The 19,986-nt window shown below is 61.7% G+C and carries 18 protein-coding genes; 8 read left to right on the top strand and 10 right to left on the bottom strand.

Features of this window, described 5'->3' with window-relative positions; translation table 11 throughout:
* Positions 1–5 precede the first annotated feature (5 nt).
* The gene (locus tag MF268_RS19315; protein WP_238372492.1) at positions 6–1,943 is read right to left on the bottom strand and encodes a TRAP transporter permease; all 1,938 of its coding nucleotides are present in this window, start codon (positions 1,941–1,943) and stop codon (positions 6–8) included.
* Between the two features lie 77 nt (positions 1,944–2,020).
* Positions 2,021–3,211 (bottom strand): TAXI family TRAP transporter solute-binding subunit, encoded by a 1,191-nt coding sequence (locus tag MF268_RS19320; RefSeq protein ID WP_238372493.1) that lies wholly within the window; start codon positions 3,209–3,211, stop codon positions 2,021–2,023.
* A gap of 542 nt (positions 3,212–3,753) precedes the next feature.
* Between MF268_RS19320 and MF268_RS19325 the strand changes: the two genes are divergently transcribed.
* From MF268_RS19325 to MF268_RS19345, 5 genes are all read left to right on the top strand, one after another.
* Entirely contained in the window at positions 3,754–5,037 is a 1,284-nt protein-coding gene (locus MF268_RS19325) for an ABC transporter substrate-binding protein (protein ID WP_238372494.1), read from the top strand.
* 96 nt (positions 5,038–5,133) lie between these two features.
* Positions 5,134–6,018, top strand: coding sequence for a branched-chain amino acid ABC transporter permease (locus tag MF268_RS19330; RefSeq protein WP_238372561.1), 885 nt, complete (start codon positions 5,134–5,136; stop codon positions 6,016–6,018).
* Positions 6,019–6,085: 67 nt separating this feature from the next.
* On the top strand, positions 6,086–7,045 hold the full coding sequence (locus tag MF268_RS19335; RefSeq protein ID WP_238372495.1) for a branched-chain amino acid ABC transporter permease: 960 nt from the start codon (positions 6,086–6,088) through the stop codon (positions 7,043–7,045).
* Positions 7,042–7,782 (top strand): ABC transporter ATP-binding protein, encoded by a 741-nt coding sequence (locus MF268_RS19340; protein WP_238372496.1) that lies wholly within the window; start codon positions 7,042–7,044, stop codon positions 7,780–7,782. The genes MF268_RS19335 and MF268_RS19340 overlap by 4 nt, the downstream gene beginning before the upstream one ends.
* Positions 7,779–8,486 (top strand): ABC transporter ATP-binding protein, encoded by a 708-nt coding sequence (locus tag MF268_RS19345; protein ID WP_238372497.1) that lies wholly within the window; start codon positions 7,779–7,781, stop codon positions 8,484–8,486. The genes MF268_RS19340 and MF268_RS19345 overlap by 4 nt, the downstream gene beginning before the upstream one ends.
* Here the strand turns inward: MF268_RS19345 and MF268_RS19350 are convergent.
* From MF268_RS19350 to MF268_RS19370, 5 genes are all read right to left on the bottom strand, one after another.
* A complete protein-coding gene (locus tag MF268_RS19350; RefSeq protein WP_238372498.1) occupies positions 8,483–9,481 on the bottom strand; it encodes an ABC transporter ATP-binding protein in 999 nt (332 codons plus the stop codon). The two genes, MF268_RS19345 and MF268_RS19350, sit on opposite strands and share 4 nt — an antisense overlap.
* Positions 9,478–10,482 (bottom strand): ABC transporter ATP-binding protein, encoded by a 1,005-nt coding sequence (locus tag MF268_RS19355; protein WP_238372499.1) that lies wholly within the window; start codon positions 10,480–10,482, stop codon positions 9,478–9,480. Before MF268_RS19355 ends, MF268_RS19350 begins: the two co-directional genes overlap by 4 nt.
* Positions 10,479–11,381, bottom strand: a complete 903-nt coding sequence (locus tag MF268_RS19360; protein WP_273545084.1) for an ABC transporter permease — start codon at positions 11,379–11,381, stop codon at positions 10,479–10,481. Before MF268_RS19360 ends, MF268_RS19355 begins: the two co-directional genes overlap by 4 nt.
* The gene (locus MF268_RS19365; RefSeq protein WP_238372500.1) at positions 11,378–12,346 is read right to left on the bottom strand and encodes an ABC transporter permease; all 969 of its coding nucleotides are present in this window, start codon (positions 12,344–12,346) and stop codon (positions 11,378–11,380) included. The genes MF268_RS19360 and MF268_RS19365 overlap by 4 nt, the downstream gene beginning before the upstream one ends.
* Positions 12,347–12,417: 71 nt before the next feature.
* Entirely contained in the window at positions 12,418–14,001 is a 1,584-nt protein-coding gene (locus MF268_RS19370) for an ABC transporter substrate-binding protein (protein ID WP_238372501.1), read from the bottom strand.
* 134 nt (positions 14,002–14,135) lie between these two features.
* On the opposite strand from MF268_RS19370, the gene MF268_RS19375 reads away from it, so the two are divergent.
* The 3 genes from MF268_RS19375 to MF268_RS19385 are packed head-to-tail and all read left to right on the top strand — an operon-like array spanning position 14,136 to position 17,356.
* A complete protein-coding gene (locus MF268_RS19375; protein WP_238372502.1) occupies positions 14,136–14,768 on the top strand; it encodes a helix-turn-helix domain-containing protein in 633 nt (210 codons plus the stop codon).
* Positions 14,769–14,816: 48 nt separating this feature from the next.
* Positions 14,817–16,466: an amidohydrolase gene (locus MF268_RS19380; protein WP_238372503.1), complete on the top strand. Its 1,650-nt coding sequence runs from the start codon at positions 14,817–14,819 to the stop codon at positions 16,464–16,466.
* Positions 16,463–17,356 carry a CobW family GTP-binding protein gene (locus MF268_RS19385; protein ID WP_238372504.1) on the top strand — a complete coding sequence of 298 codons (894 nt, stop codon included), beginning with the start codon at positions 16,463–16,465 and terminating at the stop codon, positions 17,354–17,356. The genes MF268_RS19380 and MF268_RS19385 overlap by 4 nt, the downstream gene beginning before the upstream one ends.
* 71 nt (positions 17,357–17,427) lie before the next feature.
* On the opposite strand, the gene MF268_RS19390 is transcribed toward MF268_RS19385, so the two are convergent.
* The 3 genes from MF268_RS19390 to MF268_RS19400 form a co-directional block, all read right to left on the bottom strand.
* Entirely contained in the window at positions 17,428–18,105 is a 678-nt protein-coding gene (locus MF268_RS19390) for a TetR/AcrR family transcriptional regulator (protein ID WP_238372505.1), read from the bottom strand.
* 62 nt (positions 18,106–18,167) lie between these two features.
* On the bottom strand, positions 18,168–19,475 hold the full coding sequence (locus MF268_RS19395; RefSeq protein ID WP_238372506.1) for a TRAP transporter large permease: 1,308 nt from the start codon (positions 19,473–19,475) through the stop codon (positions 18,168–18,170).
* The gene (locus tag MF268_RS19400; protein WP_238372507.1) at positions 19,472–19,981 is read right to left on the bottom strand and encodes a TRAP transporter small permease; all 510 of its coding nucleotides are present in this window, start codon (positions 19,979–19,981) and stop codon (positions 19,472–19,474) included. The genes MF268_RS19395 and MF268_RS19400 overlap by 4 nt, the downstream gene beginning before the upstream one ends.
* Positions 19,982–19,986: the final 5 nt, after the last annotated feature.

Raw genomic sequence — 19,986 nt, forward strand, 5'->3', positions numbered from 1 at the left:
GCCCCCTATTCGGCGGGAACGTTCCTTTTCTTGTTATCCGCAATGATCAACCCGACGAGCAGCGCGGAAATCGCGCCGCCGATCAGGGTTGTCATCAACCCGGGGAAGCTGAACGCGAACCCTGCTGCCGCCAGCGGCAGACGCAGGGCAGGGCGCACGTGACCGATCCCCAGCAGGTATCCTTCCAGCCCGCCCGACAGCAGCATGATCCCGATGATGATCGACGGCAGCACGTAGATCAGTGGTGTCAGATCCCCTTGAAGCACCAGCGCAGGCTGGAACAGGAAGAACAGCGGCACGAAGTAGATCACCACCCCAAGACGCATCGCGGTGAAAGAGGTCCGCATCGGTTTCGCCCCGGCGATGGTCGCCGCAAGGAATGCCGCCGCGCCCACGGGTGGTGTGATCGCCGACAACATCGCGTAGTAGATGATGAAGAAGTGCACCGCGACAGTGTTCAGCCCGCCGATCTCGATGATGGCCGGGGCCAGCGTCACCGCAAGGAAGATATATGCGACGATGGCAAGACCGGCCATGCCCATGATGAAACAGGCTACGACTCCCAATGCGATGATGAGGAACACGTTGTCTCCGCCCAGCGCGATCAGTCCGGAGGTCACAGAGCCGGTAACGCCGGTAATGGTCAGCGCGCTGACAACATAGGCAATGGGCAGGATGATCGCGGTGGTCTGCGTCACTAGAAGCCCGATCTGGCGTACGGTCTCGATCAGCCGCTGCGGAGTCATCCGCGTGTCGCGGCGCAGAAAGCTTAAGGCGACCATGAGGATGCAGGCATACCACGGCGCGTAATATTCCCAGCGCATGTAAAGCAGGCCCCAGACAAGGAAGACCAGCACCGACATGAAGGGCCAGCCCTTGAGCAGCACCTGCCATGCCGACGGCTGATCCGGGTCGACAACCCCGTCCAGCCCCTTGCGCGCAGCATAGGCATCGACCTGAAGGATCAGACCGAAATAGAACAGCAGCGAGGGCAGGATCGCCGCGATCATGACAGTCGCGTAATCGACGCCGATTGTGATCGCCATGACAAAGGCAATGGCACCCATGACTGGCGGCATCACCACCCCGCCGGTCGAGGCGCAGGCCTCGATGGCGCCCGCGTAATGCGGCGGATAGCCAACCTTTTTCATGGTCGGAATGGTGATCGACCCTGTCCCGGCGATGTTGGAAAAGATCGACCCCGAGAGCGATCCGAAAAAGGCCGAGGCGACGATGGACACCTTGGCAGGGCCACCGCGATACTTGCCGAAACCGGCATTCGCGAGATTGATGAAAAACTCGCCCGCCCCGGTGGCGATCAGCACACCGGCAAAGACCAGAAAGCCCAGCACGATCTCGGCCACGATCTTGGTGGTGATGCCCATCATGCCTTCGGCGCGAAAGACGTGGGCCTCCATCAGCCGGTCGAAACTATAGGGGATGCCCATCAGCAGGCCGGGGAAGTAATCCGCGACCAGCGGGTAGAGTCCAAGAAAGAACACGACCATCAGGAAGGGAATGCCGCCGGACCGGCGGGCCATTTCCAGCATCAGGGCCCAGATCACGATACCAAGCGGGATATTCGTCCATCCCGCCTGCACCATGTCCCAGGCGTGGGTCGAGAAATATAGGCTGATGGCAAGGATCACCACAGCCGCGATCACGTCGTAGAATGGCACCTTGGTCTGGTTGCGATGCGCGGGGATAGCGATAAAGGCGCAGGCCGAGAAGATGCCGATGAAGACCCAGTAATACTGTCCCTCGAGCAGGCGCTTACCCAGTATCGGCAGCCCAAAGGCATAGGCGACACCCGTGCCGATCCCTATGGCGACAAGCGCGACAAAGACGAGGCTCCAGAGGGAATAAGTCCCACCGAGGCGGGTGAAATCCGAGGATTGGGTCGCAGTGTCCTCAGTGGAAGGGGATGAGATGCTGTCAGACATGTACCGGCCCGATAGGTTAAAGATGAAAACGGCAAAAACGCGGGGCGATCAGCGCCGCCCCGCATTTAATCAGCCTGTCAAAGCCGCGACTGGAAATTCTCCACGCCGGCGGTCTTCTCCTTCATGAGATCAAGGAATTCCTGGTTCTCGAAGTTGATTTCGATCCCTTGTTCCTGCGCCGCTTTCAACGCTTCCTGACGGGCACTGATCCAGGCGTCCATGGTCTCGATGGCCTTGTTGTTCCAAGTATCGTCCTCATCGCTCCACTGGCCGATTTCGCGCAGGTATTTCACCGTGCCCTCGTGGACCGGCAGCGGGGTGCGGTTCAGGTACTTGCGGAACTGATCCATCGACATGCGTGTGGCCAGCGGGTGCGTGCCCTTGTAGGCGTCAAAGGATTCATGGAACCACTTCGCCATGTTATAGGCGAAATCCACGTCCGTGGTGGCCGGAACGCTGTAGACGAAGTTAGACGTCGCCCCGTTCACGCCGCGCGCGGTCTTGACGCCCATCTCGATCTCGGCGGGGATCAGCATTGGACGTTCGGCGAGATAGGCGTTCCAGCCTTCCTTGTCCGCCGGGTCGAGGTCCAGCCAGCGGATGCTACCCGGCGCGCCTTCCATTTCCGACAGGACCGAGCTGATCGGCGAGCAATAGGCGATGTCGGATTTGCCTTCGACCACCGAGCGGCAGTTTTCAGCATAGGACGACGCCGGAACGAATTCGATCTTCTCCGAGACCTCGTCTTCACTCATGCCCAGCATGGCCGGAAGACCGACCGTGACGGCCGAAACCATCGGGGGCGAAAATACGCCCTGCGTGATGCGCACGCCGCCGTTCTTTATGTCCTGCACGCTCTTGATCGGCGAGTCGCCCGCCACGACATAACCCCACGGCGTGTCGTTGTGATGCCATAGGATGCGCTGGGCCACCGGCTTGGTCTGCGAATAGCCGTCGATGCCCTGGATTTGGTAGCGCATTTCAGACGCGGAAACCGATGAGATCGCGATATCTTCCCGATCGGTCAGGCGGCGATAGCGCTGGGTTTCACTGTCTTCGGGAACGATGCGGACGGTGGTGCCGGTTTCCTTCTGCAAGATCGGCCCCCAGCCGTTTGTCGACGCAAAACTGCCGCTCGACGTGCCCGGTGTCCCGATGACAAGCAAGCGCGGCCACTCGAAATCCTCTGCCGTCGCACCGCCTGCCAGCCCAAGTGACAAGACCAGCGCGGTTACCGCGCCGGACGCCAAAGACGTAACATTCTTCATAATTTCCTCCCAAGGATCGTTTGTCGTGATCTGTCGCGCCGGTTCGGAGAATGTCCCGATCCGGTGTCGCTAATAATTGTCAGCAGGGAACGCCCGGACCCGCAGATCGGTAACCGACCCGCGCTGGGCCGTGATAGCCAAAGTCGTGTCTATCAGTGCGAACAAAGAAGCCTCCCCTCTTCTTGTGACGGTCCGGCATTATTCGTCGCAAAGCCAGACTGACACTTGTCAGGTTAAGCGCCCCTTGCCTGTTACGTCAACACTTCCGGCATCACATTCGACGCGAAACGTACACTGGTGGTTCAGCTTGGGCGGGAAAGCGCGGGTTGAGAGAGGTGTTTGATCCAACGCCTTTTTTCCCGAACCGCCCAAATCCGGGCAATCGCATGGAAAAACCGCAGCAAAGGTTAATTTTTCTTTCGAACCGGCGGATGTCGGTTAATCTTTGCCGTGACCGCTATCAAAAGGCGCGGCAACGCCCGGGCAAACCCGGACAGCCCGATACCGGGTAAAGACCAACAGGGACAAAAGGGAGTTACATCATGAGAGTTATGAACAAGGGCCAGAATCGCCGTTCCGTTCTCGCGGGACTCGCAGGGACAGGTTTGCTGCTGGCCAGCCCGGGAATAATCGGGCGGGCGCGAGCACAGGCGGGCGACGCGATCCGGCTGGGCGCCCCGTTCCACCGCACCGGCATCGGTGCATCCTACGGGCGCTGGTATGAACGTACCGCTAACGCCGCGCTCGAGGTGATCAATGCGGGCGGCGGCATCAACGGCATGCCCGTCGAGATGATCGTCGAGGATGACGGCACCGACCCGAAACGCGGCGTCGAGCTGATCGAGAAATTCTCGGCAGAGCACAAGGTCGACGCTGTCTTCGGCCATCTCTTCTCGCACGTCGCGGCGGCGACGGCCCCGCGTGCGGGTGAACTGAAGATGCCCTATTTCCTGTGTTCCGAGGCACATACGCTGGCGGCGGGTGGGTTCAACCGCTACTGCTTCCAGCCGTCGATCTCGGACGTGAAAAGCCAGGTCAGTTCGATGGCACCGTGGATTTCGGAAAACCTCGGCAAGAAGATCACCCTGATCTACCCCGACTATGCCTTTGGGTATGACCATCGCGACAACATGACCGCCGCGATCAAGGCGCAGGGCGGCGAAGTCGTGGCCGACATCGCTATCCCGCCGACCGAGACGACATTCACCCGTTACATGCCACGCATCCCGTTCAATACCGAGGTCATCTATCACGTGATGGTTGGCCCCGCCGTGATGACCTTCGTCAAGGAACTGGGCGAGCATCTGGGCTCTAACCGTCCGGAAATATTCGGCTTTATCGACAGCTTGGAGGCGGTCGACATCGGTATCCCGCAGCTGGAATACCTCGAGGGCACGCATTTCTGGGAAGGTCATGCGCGCTATGCCCAAGCTGACCAGACAGAGTTCGACAAGTTCTATCGCGAAAAGGTTGGCGTCGATGAAAACGGTGCATCGGTGGACGATGCGCGCGACATCTCGACCTATGCACACATGTTCTCGGTCTGGGAGACGCTGTTCGCGATGAAGCAGGCGATGGAAATGGCCGATTACAAAGGCCCTGACCAGAAAATCGCCTTCCTCGAGGCAATGGAATCCATCGAAGGCTTTGAAGCGTCGAACGAATTCCCGCAAGGCGAAAAGCTGTTCAACGGCAAGACTCACCAGGCCTTTTCCCATCAGAACATTTCCAAAGTCACGGATGGCAAGCTTGACGTCGTCTATCGTACCTCGATCGAGGAAACCCTCTACGAGGATGAGACGGACTATACCCAGATGTCCTTCTGATCAAACGCATCAGGGCGGCAAGGCATTGACCTGCCGCCCTTTTCTTGCCTCTTTGCTTTCACCCCCGACACGGCGGGCTGAAGGAGTGACTTCATGATGGATCTTGCGCCCTATCTCCTGCTGGCCGGGCTGGAAGGGCTGGTGATGGCCTCGGTGCTCATGCTGACGGCGCTGGGGCTTTCGCTCGTGTTCGGCGTGATGCGCGTGGTCAACGTGGCGCATGGCGAATTTTACATGCTTGGCGCGGTCGGTGCCTGGGCCTGCGCGCAGTTCGTGCCCGGCCACCCGGCACTGGCCTTCTGCGTGGCGCTCGTTGTCGCGCCCCTGCTGGTCGGGATGCTGGCCTACCTTGCAGACTGGGCGATCCTCAAGCGGATCAACTACGATCCCGAAGGCACCATCGTTTCGACCATCGGAATGCTCTATATCATTCAACAGCTTACCCTGATGAGCTTTGGCCCCGACGCCCGAGCCGTCGACGCGCCGTTTTACTATACGATCCGCACGCCGTGGTTCGGATATTCCAGTTACAAGCTATTCACCGTCGTCATGGCGCTGGTACTGGTGGCGGGGCTTTGGGTGATGCTCAAACGCTCGAAATGGGGGCTGGTCATGCGGGCTACCCAGTTCGACCGCGAGACGGCGCAGAACTTTGGCATACCCGTTAACCGGGTCTATTCCATCGTTTTTGCCATCGGCGCGATGCTGGCAGCCATTGGCGGCGTGTTGGTCGTGCCCAACCAGCAGGCGCACTACCTGATGGGCGGCGACCCGCTGCTTTTGTCCTTCGTCGTGGTGATCGTGGGCGGGCTGGGGTCGATCCCCGGCACCATCGCCGCCGCGATCCTGATCGGCATGTCCGACGGGTTGCTCTCGGTTTTCTTCTCGCCGACGGCGGCCAAGATCTTTTCCACCCTGCTCGTCGCCTTTGTTCTGGTGTTCAAGCCCGAGGGTCTGTTTGGAAGGTCAAACCGCGTATGACGCCTGTATGTTTTGCGTACACAACCTGTACACCCCCTGTACATCAGACAGGCGGAAATCACCGGTCATGACCTTGCATAATGGTAAATTGCTGGCGCTCTGCGTCGTAACGGTCATCGTCCTTTTCGTGCTGCAATTCGTGCTGCCGCCCTATCTGACGCTTGCGCTGACCCGTATTCTGATCCTGTCGGTATTTGCGATGGGGTACAACATGCTGATGGGCTATACCGGGCTGCTCAGTCTGGGGCATGCGATGTTCTTTGCCGCCGGTCTTTATGCGGCGGGTCTCTCGACCTATTACTGGGGCGTTACCTTGCCGGTCGCCTTTCTGCTTGGGATCATTGGCGCCTTTGCCGTGTCGCTGGTGATCGGTCTGCTGGCGCTGCGCACGCAGGCCGTGTCGTTTATGATCGTGACGCTGATGTTCGCACAGGCGGGTTATCTGATGACGCTCCAGTTCACCAGTATCACTGGCGGCGATCAGGGGCTGACCCTGCCGACCGATGCGCGTAGTTTTGGCCTGTTCGGCTTCGTCGTCGACATGACCTCGGACACGGCCCGGTTCAACCTTGCGCTGCTGATCTTTACAGTGGTGCTGGGGGTGCTTTTCGCGATCACGCAGGGGCCGCTGGGGCGGCTGTTCGTGGCGGTGCGCGAGAATGAGCCGCGCACCCAGATGCTGGGCTTCGACACTTATGCGATCAAGCTGACCGCCTTTACCGTATCAGGCACCATTTCGGGCACGGCGGGGGCGCTTTACGGGTTGATGTTCGGCTATATCGGGTCGTCCTTTGCCGGGTTCCAGAACTCGATTGAGGCGCTGCTTTACACGCTGATCGGCGGGCCGGGAACGCTGCTGGGTCCGCTCTTGGGTACGGCGGTAATGACCATGCTGATTGATCGCCTAAGCGGGATCACCACCGCCTACCTGATCGTGATCGGTGTTCTGCTTATCGTCGTGAACCTGTGGTTTCCCAAGGGTATCCTTGGCACGATCCGCGATAGATGGCTGGGGTGGCTGAAATGACCTTGCTGCGTACCAAGGGGTTGTCACGCCATTTCGACGGGCTCAAGGCGGTGGATGGCGTCGATTTCGCGCTGGACCCCGGTGAGATCCGCGCCATCATCGGGCCGAACGGCGCGGGAAAATCCACCTTTGTCAGCCTGCTGTCGGGGCGGATCAAACCCTCGGCCGGGCAGGTGTTTTTTGAAGATCGCGACGTGACCGGGATGCCCGCGCATAAACGGGTGCGCATGGGGATCGCCTATACGTTCCAGATCACCAATATCTACGGGGCGATGACCGTGCTGGAAAATATCGCGATCGCCGCGCAGAACCGGCTGCGCCCGCATCTGTTTTCGCGCAAGCCCGTCAGCGAGGTGCAGATCGCGCGGGCGGCGACCAAGGCGGCGCAGGAGGTCGGGCTGGGCGATCTGCTATATGAAACCGCCGGAACGCTGGCCTATGGGCATCAGCGTCTTCTTGAGGTGGCGATGGGGCTGGCGCTGCAACCCAAGCTGCTGATTTTGGACGAGCCGACGCAGGGCCTGTCGGATTCCGAGATCGGGAACTTTCAGGAGGTCGTGCGGCGGGTGGCACAATCGGCCACGGTGTTGCTGATCGAACATAACATGGATGTGGTGATGGCGCTGGCCGACCGGATCACCGTGCTGGAGACTGGCCAGGTACTGGCCGAGGGCAGCCCCGGTGACATCGTCAGCAATGACGCGGTGCAGGCCGCCTATCTGGGAGCGCCGGCATGAGCGAGATGCGCGTCGAGGGCTATGACGCCTTTTATGGCCGCAGTCAGGCGCTGCGGGATTTCTCGATTACCGTGAAGGGAGGTGAGGTGCTTTGCCTGATGGGCCGGAACGGCGCGGGCAAGACCACCGCGCTCAAGGCGATCATGGGCACGGTGCGGCCTGCGGCCGGGCGGCTGTGGCTGGATGGAGAAGAGCTGACCGGGTTGCCCGCCTCCGAAATTCCCCGGCGCGGGATCGGCTATGTGCCGCAGGGGCGGCGGCTGTTTTCGGAACTCAGCGTGGCTGAAAACCTCGAGATCGGGCTGATGACGCGCCATTCGGGGCAGGAGTCGCTGGATTATGCGCTGGGGCTGTTCCCGGTGTTGCGCGAGCGGATGAAACAACGTTCGGGTACGCTGTCGGGGGGTGAACAGACGATGCTGTCAATGGCGCGCGCGCTTTGCGTGAACCCCTCGGTCTTGATGCTGGACGAGCCGACCGAGGGGCTGATGCCCTCGGCCATTGCCAGTATCCGTGAGGCGGTGGTCAAGCTGCGCGACGATGGCGTCGCGATCCTGCTGGTGGAACAGCGGGTCGATGCGGTGCTGCCGATTGCCGACCGGGTGGCGTTCATGAACCACGGCGAGATCAAGGCCCGCTTCGACATCGAAGAGGTCCGCAGCGACAAGAGCCTGCTGCATCAATACGTGGGTGTCGGGGCCTAGGCGGGAGTGCTGGTCAGCTTGTCCCTCAGCGCTGCGACCTCGGGGTCGCGGGCGCGGAAACAGGCAACCCTTTGGCCATCCGGATCGCCGGAAAGTACCGGGCTTTGCTGGCGGCAGCGATCCTGCGCGAACTGGCAGCGCCCGGCAAAGCGGCATCCCTCGGGCGGGGAGATCGGGCTGGGCGGGTCGCCTTTCAGCCGCATCCCTGCGTCCATCCCGGCCTCGAGCGTTGGCACAGCCGAGATGAGCGCCATCGTGTAGGGGTGCATGGGTCGCCGGAAAATCGCGCTTCGTGAGCCGATCTCGACGATCTGGCCAAGGTACATGACCGCGATCTTGTCGCAGAGGTGCTGGACCACGCCAAGGTCATGGCTGATAAACAGGTAGGACAGGCCCAATTCGGCCTTGAGGCGTCCAAGCAGGTTCAGGATCTGCGCCTGAATGGCCACGTCCAGCGCCGAGACGGGTTCGTCGCAAACAATGAGTTTGGGCCGTGTGGCAAGCGCCCGGGCGATGCCGATGCGCTGGCGCTGCCCGCCAGAGAACTGGTGCGGAAACAGCGCCTTTTGCTCGGCGCGCAGGCCCACGGTCGCGAAAAGCTCATCGACGCGATCCTCGCGTTCCTTGGGCGTGCCGATCCCCATGAGATCCATCGGGCGGCGCACGATGGCCCCGGCGCGTTCGCGTGGGTTGAGCGAGGCGTAGGGGTCCTGAAAAACGACCTGGATGTCGCGGCGCGCCTGCCGCATCTGGTCGCCGTCAAGATGAGTGATGTCATCGCCGCCCAGCCGGATCGTGCCGTCGGTCGCGTCGTTGAGACGGGCGCAGGCCATGGCGGCGGTTGTCTTGCCGGAGCCGGATTCACCCACGAGGCCAAAGGCGACGCCGGCGGGGATGTCAAAGCTGATTCCGTCGACCGCATGGACGACCTTGCCGCCGCCGACCGGGAAATGGACCTTGAGGTCCGAGACGCTGAGGGCCGATATTTCGCTCATGCGGGGATCTCCTCTTGGCGCAGGCAGGCGACGGCGCGGTCCGAGCCCAGCGGAGTCAGGGCGGGGCTGTGCAACTGGCATTCATTGATCGCGCGGTTGCAGCGCGGCGCAAAGGCGCAGCCCTTGAGCTCGGCGAGATCGGCAGGGCTTGGCACTACGCCGGGAATTTCGAACAGGGGTTCCGGCGTGTCGCTTGGATCGCGGCTGAGCTTGGGGATGCAGGAGATCAACCCGCGCGTGTAGGGGTGGCGCGGGTCGCGGATGAAAGAGCGGACGGGGCCTTCCTCGATCTTGCGGCCCGCGTACATGACCATGACCCGGTCGCACATCTGGGCGACGACGCCGATGTCATGGGTGATGAGGATGATGGCCGCCTTGATCTTGCGCTGCAGCTCTCGGAACAGATCGAATATCTGCGCCTGTACCGTCACGTCGAGCGCGGTGGTCGGTTCATCCGCGATCAGCACCTTGGGTTCGCAGACCAGCGCGATCGCGATCATCACGCGCTGACGCATCCCGCCGGATAGCTGGTGCGGATAGTTATGCGCGCGTTGCTCGGGCGAGGGGATGCCGACCAGTTTCAGCATTTCGATGGCGCGGTCCCATGCTTCGGCGCGCGAGCTGCCGAAATGCGCGCGGGCGGTTTCGGCGATCTGTTCGCCCACCGTGTAGACCGGGTTGAGCGAGGTCATCGGTTCCTGAAACACCATCGAGATTTCATTTCCGCGGATGCGGGTCAGACGGTCTTCGCCAGCGGTCACGATGTCTTCGCCGTTCAGCAGGATCTGCCCCTTGGAGACGCGGCCCGGCGGGCTGGGAACGAGGCCGATCAGGGACAGCGCCGTGATGCTTTTGCCGCAGCCGGATTCGCCGACAATCCCAAGGGTCTCACCCGCGGAAAGGTCAAAGGAGAGGTCGCGTACCACGGGGATTTCACGCCCGCCGGTGCGGAAGGAAATCTCTAGATCGCGAACCGAGAGGAGAGGGGAAGAGCTGGTCATCGCTGTCTCAATTTCGGGTTGATGGCGTCGTTCAGCCCGTCGCCGACGAGGCTGATGGCCAGCACGGTCAGGAAGATGGCTATGCCGGGAAAGGTCACGCCCCATGAGCTGTCGAGGATATAGGGGCGGTTGTCGCCGATCATGCGGCCCCAGCTCATCGCGTTGGGATCTGAAAGACCGAGAAAGGACAGACCCGCCTCGAACAGGATGGCCGAGCCGATAGACAGGGCGGCCACCACGATCAGCGGCGGCGCGGCATTGGGCAGGATCACCTTCCAGATCAGCCGGGCATTGCCTGCGCCGATGGAGCGTTCGGCCTTGACGTAATCCATCTCGCGAATCTTGAGGAATTCAGCGCGGGTCAGGCGGGCGGTCGAGGTCCATGATACGATGCCGATGGCGATGGCGATGTTGATCAGCGAGGGCGAGAAGAGCATCACGACGACCATCGCAAAGAGCAGGTTCGGCAGGACCTGAAAGAACTCGGTCACGCGCATCAGCACGTTATCGATCCGGCCGCCAAAGAACCCGGCCAGCGCGCCGATGGTGACGCCGATCAGGATGGTCAGCACGGCGGCGGAAAACCCGATGGTGATGGTGACTCGACCGCCGTTGATGAGTCCGGCCAACAGGTCGCGGCCAAGGTAGTCAGTGCCGAGCAGGTATTCGGACTGGCCCGGCGGGGTTAGCGGCATCCAGACCATATCGCGCGGCGACACCGTATAAAGCGACGGCCCGATAATCGAGATCACGATGATCGCGAACAGGATGAACAGCCCGATCATCGCGGAATGGTTCTGGCGGAACATCTGCCAGACCTGCCGCGAGGGCGAGACCGGTTTAGGCAGCGGTTTGCCTGCGGTCGCGGCGACGGGAGGGGTGGTGTCGGTGACGCTCATGTGGCTTTGATCCTCGGGTCGATCCGGCGGTAGATGACGTCGGTTAGCAGGTTCATCACCACGACCATCAGGGCGGAAAAGAACAGGATGCCCAGCAGGGTGGGCGTGTCACGGCGCAGGATCGATTCGAATGCCAGCGTGCCCAGCCCGGGCCATGCGAAAACGGTCTCAACCAGCACCGCGCCGGAGATCACCTGTCCGAATTGAAGGCCGGCAAAGGTGACGACGGGAAGCACCGCGTTGCGCAGCGCGTGTTTGTAGATCACCAGCCGTTTCGGCAGGCCCTTGGCGCGGGCGGTGCGGACATAGTCTGTCTCGAGCACTTCGAGCATGCTGGTGCGCGACAGGCGGCTGTAAAAGGCAAGGTAGATCAGACCGAGGGTCAGCGCGGGCAGCACCAGATGATGCGCCACGTCGAGGATATAGCCGATGGTGCTTGTCGCGGTCTCTGTGCTGGTCATGCCCGAGATCGGCAGGATCGGGTAGGCGACGGAGAGAAGCAGGATCAGCATGATCCCGATCCAGAAAACCGGGGCGGAGAAGCCTGCCAGCGACAACACAGTGACGAGGTGAGAGATCCATGAATTGCGGCGCTGGGCGGAAAAGACGCCAAGAATGGTGCCGATGACGATGGCCCAGAGCAGAGCGACGGTAACGAGCAGCAAGGTCGGCCCTATGCGCTCGGCGATCAGGTGGGTCACCGGCTGGTCGTAATACGTGGAATAGCCAAGATCGCCCTGCAGCACGCGACCGAGGTAATGGCCGATCTGCACATAAAGCGGCTGATCGAGGCCAAAGCTTTCGCGCAACTCGGCGATAAGTTCAGGGGTCGCGCCCCCCATCTCACCGACCAGCGCCTCGACCGGATCGCCGGGGGCGATGTGGATCAAAGCGAAATTCAGCACGAGCACGGCGAAAAGCAATAATACAGCATTGGCGAGCTTGCGCAGCAGTCCGGTGAGCACGGGGGCGGTCCCTTTCGTGAGTGGTGGAGATCGGGAGGGCGGCGCAGAAGGCCGCCCTTCTGGTTGGCTCTTTACTCTTCGAGGTAGACGTCGGTGAACGGTGCCAGCGCGCCAAAGGGCGATGCGGGTGTGTTGCCGATACGGTCGGAATAGACCGTCGCCGAGAAATCCTGCGGCATGTAGATGAACACGAGGTCTTCCTGCGCCATCTTCTGGATATCGGCATAGAGCGCCTTGCGGGCGTCCATGTCGGTTTCCACCGCGGCCGCATCAAGCAGTTTGTCCATCTCTTCGTTGCAGTAGCCCTGGGTATTCGACCAGATCACATTCTTGATGTTGTCGCAGTCGAAATGGCGATGCACGCCGATGGTCGGATCGGGATAGTTGAAGGATCCGTTCATCGTCGCGTCGTAATCCCAGCTTGCGATGCGCTTGACCCATGTGCCGAAATCCGGGGCTTTGCGCAGTTCGACGGTGATGTTCAGCTTGGCAAGCTGCGCCTGAATGTATTCGGCCATCGGCACATGCGCGGCGGGGGCCCAGCTTGGCACGTCGAGCACGAAAGAGAACCGTGTGCCGTCGTCGCCAACGCTATAGCTAGCCTCATCCAGCAGGGCGGCGGCCTTTTCCATGTCGGGTTCGTACATGGGCACGTCCGCCGAATAGAACGGGTTGCCCGTGTGCAGCGGACCGGTGCCTGGCTGGGTACGGCCGCCGAAGATGACCTTGGAGAGGAAATCCGTGTCGATGGCATGTGCGAGTGCTTCGCGCACCGCGTGGTCGTTGAACGGCTTTTCACGCAGGTTCAGCTCGAGGTAATGCACGTAGCCGATCGCGCCGTAGCCGTCGGTGGTGACATTCACCCCGTCTGCCTTTTCAAGGCGTGTGGCGTCATTCGGGCGGACACCGGCAAAGGGTGCATAGTCGATCTCGCCCTTTTCCAGCATCAGCACGCGGGTCAGCGGATCCTTGATCAGCGGGAAGACAATCTTGTCGAGATAGGGACGGCCGTCGATGAAGAAATCATCGTATTTCACCAGCGTGAGGCGCTGGGTCGGGTCGTTCTCCTCGACCATGAAGGGGCCGGAACCGACGACGTTTTCCATGTTTCGGGGGTGGGTCTTCATGTCCTGCCCGTCGTCATAAATGTGCTTCGGCAGCACCGGCATCAGCAGCGGTTGTAGCGACATCAGCAAACCCGGCACCGGCTGGTCGAGATGCAGCACGACCTTGTCGGCCTCGGGCGTGTCGATGCTGGTGACATGGCCGAACATGTTCTGGCCAAAGGGGTGGTTCGCCTTGACCACCTCCATCGAGAATTTCACGTCCTCGCCGGTTATCGGTTCCCCGTCGTGGAACGTCGCGCCGTCGACGAGATCGAAGGTCACGGTGAGCTGGTCCTCGGACACTTCCCAGGATTCGGCGAGATAGGGTTCGATGGCGTAATCGGTGCCGACGGTGACCAGACCGGCAAAGATCTGCGAGGCGGGCGCGCCGGTGGCGGCCCCCGATTGCACGGCGGCGTTCAGGGTCCGGTAGCCCGAGGTAAAGGCGGTAAGTGTGCCGCCCGCCTTTGGTTCGGCCTGCGCGAGCGAGGCCGCGCCCAAGGTCGCGGCAAGCGCGACAGGGAGCGATTTCAGGAAAGTATCAAGCATCTATGGTCCTCTGTTGGTGATTATTTGCGCGGCTTTTCCGGCGTCTTGTGTTTGTAATATCCAGAACTGTTGCAACGCTTGTGAAAAAATGCAACGAATTTTTCAGTCCAGTGAAATTAGAAGGGAAAATCCTCGTGACTTCGACAAATATTCAAGCGAAGCGGTCGGCTGGACGTGGCGACACAGCCCAAGACGATCTGAACAATGCCAGCGAACCGGTCGGGCGGCAGATTCGCGAATTACGCCGGGCGCGCGGTTTGACGCTCAGCGATATGGCCAAGGCAATTGGCCGGTCGGTCGGTCATCTGAGCGAGCTGGAGCGCGGGGTGAGCCCGATCACGCTGGATACGCTGGACAAGATCGCGCGGCGGCTCGACGTGTCGATCAGCTGGTTCTTTTCGCACGCGGAGCAGGAGGACTCTGCCGAGAGCGCCTATGTGGTGCGGCGCGGCGCGCGGCGCGAGATCAACCTGAGCCAGTCCGGCGTGCGCGAGGAATTGCTGTCGCCGCATCTGAACGGGAACCTCGAAATGGTGCTGACCACCTTTGCGCCCGAGGCCGGGACCGGCCCCGAGGGCCGCGCCCGCAAGGGGGATGAGGGCGGTTACATCGTTTCGGGCCAGCTTGAGCTGACCATCGACGGTCAGACACTTTCGTTAAGCGCAGGGGACAGTTTCCAACTGAACGGGACCGGAAGCCATTCCTGCCGGAATCCGGGGCCGGGGGACGCCGTGATCGTCTGGTCCTTTGCGCAGGCCAATTTCTAAAGACCCACCGGGACAGGCCGGGGACATGCCCAACAGGAGCCAGAACAGATGAGCGACATCACCGTTTTCACCGCGCGCAAGATCCGCACGATGACCGGGGCCATGCCCGAGGCCAGCGCCGTCGCGGTGCGCGACGGGCGGATCATCGAGGTCGGCACGCTTGAGACGCTGAAACCCTGGCTGAACGCGCATCCCCACCGCATCGACACGCGATTCGAGGACAAGGTGCTGATGCCGGGATTCATCGACCCGCACCTGCACCCGACTCTTGGCGCGATCCTGATGCCCTGCCATTTCATCACCGCGATGGAATGGGTACTGCCAGACCGGACCTGTCCGGCAGTCACCAGCCACGAAGACTACCTTGCTCGCCTGTCCGAGATCATTGCCGCCGATGACGGCAGCGAGGAAATCACCGTCACCTGGGGCTTTCACCGGATCTGGCATGGCAATGTGGACCGCGAGGCGCTGAACTCGGTATCCTCGACCAAGCCAATTTTTGTCTGGCAGCGATCCTTTCACGAGATCATCGCCAATGATGCGGCCATCGAATGGATGGGCACGGCGCGCGAGGATCTGGAACGGCATCCGCAGATCGATCTGGAGTCGGGGAGGTTCTTCGAGACCGGCATGGCGCTGGCGGCGCAGGCGATGAACAAGGTTCTGCTGGCCCCGCAGCGGTTCATGAAAGGGTTGGAACTGGTCAAGCAGACCGTCCATCTGGGCGGGCACACCACCATCGGGGAACTGGCCTATCCGATGATGAACGACCAGATCGAATGGCAGCTTCTCAAGGGCGCGCTGGACAATGACACGGTGCCCTTCCGGATGAAGATCATTCCCCGCGCCCTGCAGCGCGGCACATTCGAGGGCAACGCGCAGGAAAACGTCGAACGGGTGCGCCAATTTGAAGGGCGCGACACGGACCGGCTGTTTTTCGGTAACAGTGTCAAGCTTTTCACCGATGGCGGGTTCTTTGCCGAGCTGATGCAGATGCGCGAGCCGGGCTTTATCGACGGGCATCATGGCGAGTGGCTGATGTCACCGGAATCCTTTTATGACCACGCCCGCGCCTTCTGGCTTGAGGGTAAGCAGATCCATGTGCATTGCACCGGCGACATGGGCGTCGAACTGGCGCTGGACACGCTTGAAAAGCTTCAGGCGGAAAAGCCGCGGTTCAATCACCGGTTCACCATCGAACATTTCGGGGTGTCGAACGAGGAACAGGTGCGGCGGATCAAGGATCTGGGCGCGATTGTCTCGGCCAATGTCTACTATCTGCACGAGCTGGGCGAGGCTTATTGGCGGGATTCCATCGGCTATGAGCGCGCCTCGCAGATGGCGCGCATGGGTTCGCTGGAACGGGCGGGCGTGACCTTCGCGCTGCATTCCGATTTCACGATGGCTCCGGCACTGCCGCTCAATTCGGCATGGGTGGCGGTGAACCGGATCGCGGAATCCGGCGCGGTGCTGTGTGCCGAAGAACGCACCTCGCTTGAGGCGGCGATGCGGGCGATCACCATTGATGCGGCCTATGTGCTTGGGATGGAAGACGAAATCGGGTCGATCCGGGCGGGCAAAAAGGCTGATTTCACTGTGCTGGAACAAGACCCTTGGGAGGTCGAGCCGCAAGCGCTGCGCGATATTGAGATCTGGGGCACGGTGTTCGAGGGCCAGCCCTTTCCGATCGAGACATGAGCCGCCTGCCGATCACCCTGCTGTCGGGCTATCTGGGATCGGGTAAGACCACGATCCTGAATCACCTGCTGCGCAACGCGACGGGGGCGCGGCTGGGGATCATGGTAAATGATTTCGGCGCGGTGAATATCGACGCGGGCCTGATCCGCGAGGTGGACGGCGCGGCGGTCGAGCTGACGAATGGCTGTGTCTGCTGCTCTATCGGCGATGACATGGGCGCGGCGCTGAGCGAAATGGCGATGCGCCCGAACCCGCCGGACCGGGTGATCATGGAAGCAAGCGGCGTTGCCGAACCGGCGCGGCTGGCGATGCTGGTCGGGAACTGGCCGGGCTTCGAACTGGACGCGGTGATTACCGCCGTCGATGCCGAGACCGTGCGGGAGAGGGCGCGCGACAAGTTCGTGGGGCGGCTGGTGCAGAGCCAGATCCGGAGTGCCGATATCGTGGCGCTGACCAAGCTGGACCTTGGCGGTTCGGTCGAGGAGTTGCGGGCCTGGTTGCAGGGTCTGCGGTCGGGACTGCGTGTGGTCGAGGCGGCGCGGGGCGCACTGCCACAGGCGCTGCTGCTGGGCCCGCAAGAAGACGGAGCGCGCTGGCAGGTGCCGGGGGCAGAGACGGGCGGTTTTGTCAGCCGGGCATGGCGGCCCTCGGGGGCGATGGACCGGGCAAGTTTAAGCGGCGCGTTAGCCGGGTTGCCCGAGGCGGTGCATCGGATCAAGGGGCGCGTGCGTGCGCCGGACAGGGGCGGGTTACTGGTTCAGGCGGTTGGCGCGCGGGTGGAGATTTTTCCGGTCGACGCGGTGGATGACCCCTGCCTCGTGATGATCGCCAGCGGCGGGGCCGAGGTGTTCGAACCGGTCTGCGCGGCGCTGGAACGGGCCTGTCTTTGAGCCAAAAACGGCAGGCACAAGCCATGCATTAGCTGTACACAACCTGTACACCGTGCGTGCAGTGAAAACCGTCAGCCCTGCGGCGCGGTCAGCAGCCCGCAGGCCGAGGTGATCAGGTTTTCAATCGCATCAGGCGAGCCCCAGAGCTTGCCACCGGTGGGGTCCTGTTCAAACGCGGCCTCGCGGGCGGCGAGAGTGGAGATCAATAGCAGGTCCATGAAAATCAGCCGCTGGTTCAGCAGGCTTTTCGGCATGTCCGGCACAAGGTTGTAGATATGTTCGATGCAACGGATGTAGCCCGAAGTGCGATGCCCGGCGAGCGCCTGCATGAATGCCTTGCGGTGGTTGATCTTGAGCCCGACGACGAACCGCATGTGACCGAGGCTTGAGGCAACCGCGCCGACGCCTTCGACATCGCTGGGCGTGGTTTCGACCTCGACGATCAGGCGGATGATGTCGGCGAGTTCACGCGGACCGCCATTGGCCTCCATCTCATCCAGTTTCTGGATGCGGGCGCTGTCGGAGACATGGGCGCAATCGAGGATCAGCGCATCGACCAGCGCGTCCTTGGAGCCGAAATAGTAGTGCAGCGAGGCGTTGTTGCGCGCGCCGGATTCGGCCACGATTTCACGGACGGTCACACCGTCGACACCCTTTGAGGAGAACAGCCGCAGGGCCGCGTCCTTGATCTTTTGCGCCGAGGATTCCTCGCCCCTCGTGCTGCGTTCCTGTTTCTGCCGGGTTGCCATGGCCGGTTCCGTTTCCTTGTCGGATCTTGCCGCCGGAAAGGCGGGATGTTGAAACAATCGACTTAGCCGAAGGTGGTCGGAAGATACATCACTAATTGCGGGAACAGGACCAGAATGCCGAGCAAAATCAGGTCCATGACCAGAAACCACCAGATGCCGCGGAAAATCGCGCCGGTCGAGATACTTTTGCCCACGATGCCCTTGATGACAAAGACGTTCATGCCGATGGGCGGAGTGATCATGCCGATTTCCAGCAGTTTGGTCATGATGATGCCGAACCACAGCAGGTTGAAGCCCGCGCCGTCGATCACCGGAAGCAGGATCGGCAGGGTCAGAAGCATCGCGCCGATGGGTTCGAGGAACATGCCGAGCAGCAGGTAGATGAGGATCACGCCCAGCAGGATCATCGCCGGCGACGCGCCGCTGCCGAGGATGGAGCTGCTGAGGAATTCGCCGGTGCCGGAGAGCGCGAGGAAACGTGTTAGCAGGCTGGCACCCACACCGATGATGATCAGCGCGCCGGTGGTCAGCACGGTTTCCTGTATCGCGGCCTGAAACCGTCCCCAAGTGAGCGTGCCCTTGAGCAGTGCCACGAGGGTGGCAAGGAAAGCGCCGACGGCTCCGGCCTCGGTCGGGGTGAAAACGCCCCCGAAGAGACCGGAAAAGATGCCCAGCATGATGAGGATCACAGGCCATGTGTCTTTCAGCGACTCGATCCGTTCGGCCCATGAGGCCCGGTCATCCGTCGAGGGCGCAAGCGACGGGTTGAGCGTGACGCGGATCATCACCACGAGGATATAGCCAAGCGCGGTCAGGATACCGGCGGCGATCCCGCCGAGGAAAAGCTGGGTGATTTCGACCTGCGCGACGATGCCGTAAAGGATCATGATGACCGAGGGCGGGATAAGCGCGCCGATGGTGCCCGCGACGGCGACGGTGCCGGTGGCCAGCTGCGGGTGGTAGCCGGATTTCAGCATCTCGGGCACGGCGATCCGGCCCATGGTGGCCGAGCAGGCAACAGAAGAACCGGAAACGGCGGCAAAGCCCGCACTGCCGAGGATCGCGGCAATCGCCAGCCCGCCCGGTAGCACTGAGAGCCAGGCGCGGGCGGCGCGGAACAAGCCTTCGGTCAGCTTGGTGTGGTAGGAGATGTATCCGAGCAGCAGGAACATCGGGACCGAGCTGAGAATCCAGTTGGCCGCGAATTTATAGGGGATCAGCCCGAGCGAGCCCCATGCCACGCGCCAGTTGGTCAGCATCCAGAGGCCAAGAATCGATACGCCGATGAGGGCGATGCCAATGGGCATCCGCAGGGCGATCAGCACGATCAGCAGGACGAGGGCGGCAATGCCCAGTTCAACTCCGGTCATTCAGGGGCCTCTTGGGGCGTTTTGCCCATGACATAAAGTGCAAAGCGCAGGGCGAGGATCAGGGTCATCAGGCCGGCGCCGAGGGGCAGGGCGAAATAGGCGGGCCAGACCGCGATCTTGGTCGCGCCGCTGATTTCGGCGCTACCCTTGGCCATCGCGCTGAGCGCGGCCTCCCATGTGCGCCAGGTCAGCATGCCGGTGACAAGCGCGGTGGGCAGCAGCATCAGCCCGGCAAGGTGGCGCTGGATGCCATTGGGCATCAGATCGGTGACGAATTCGACCGAGATATGCGCGTCGCGCTGTTCGGCCAGCGCCAGCGGGACAAAGGCGGCGATAACCATGTAGTAATAGCTGACGATGGTCAGGGTTCCGGGCAGCGGGCTGCCGAAGAGATGGCGCATCGCCACGTCAAGCGTGACCTGTACCATCATCAGCGCCACCGCCGCGCCCGCGAGGACCGATGTGCAGGTCGCGCAGGTGGACAGGAAATTGGAAATACGTGTCATATAGC

This window comes from Heliomarina baculiformis (genome assembly GCF_019966545.1).
GTDB classification, from domain to species: domain Bacteria; phylum Pseudomonadota; class Alphaproteobacteria; order Rhodobacterales; family Rhodobacteraceae; genus Heliomarina; species Heliomarina baculiformis.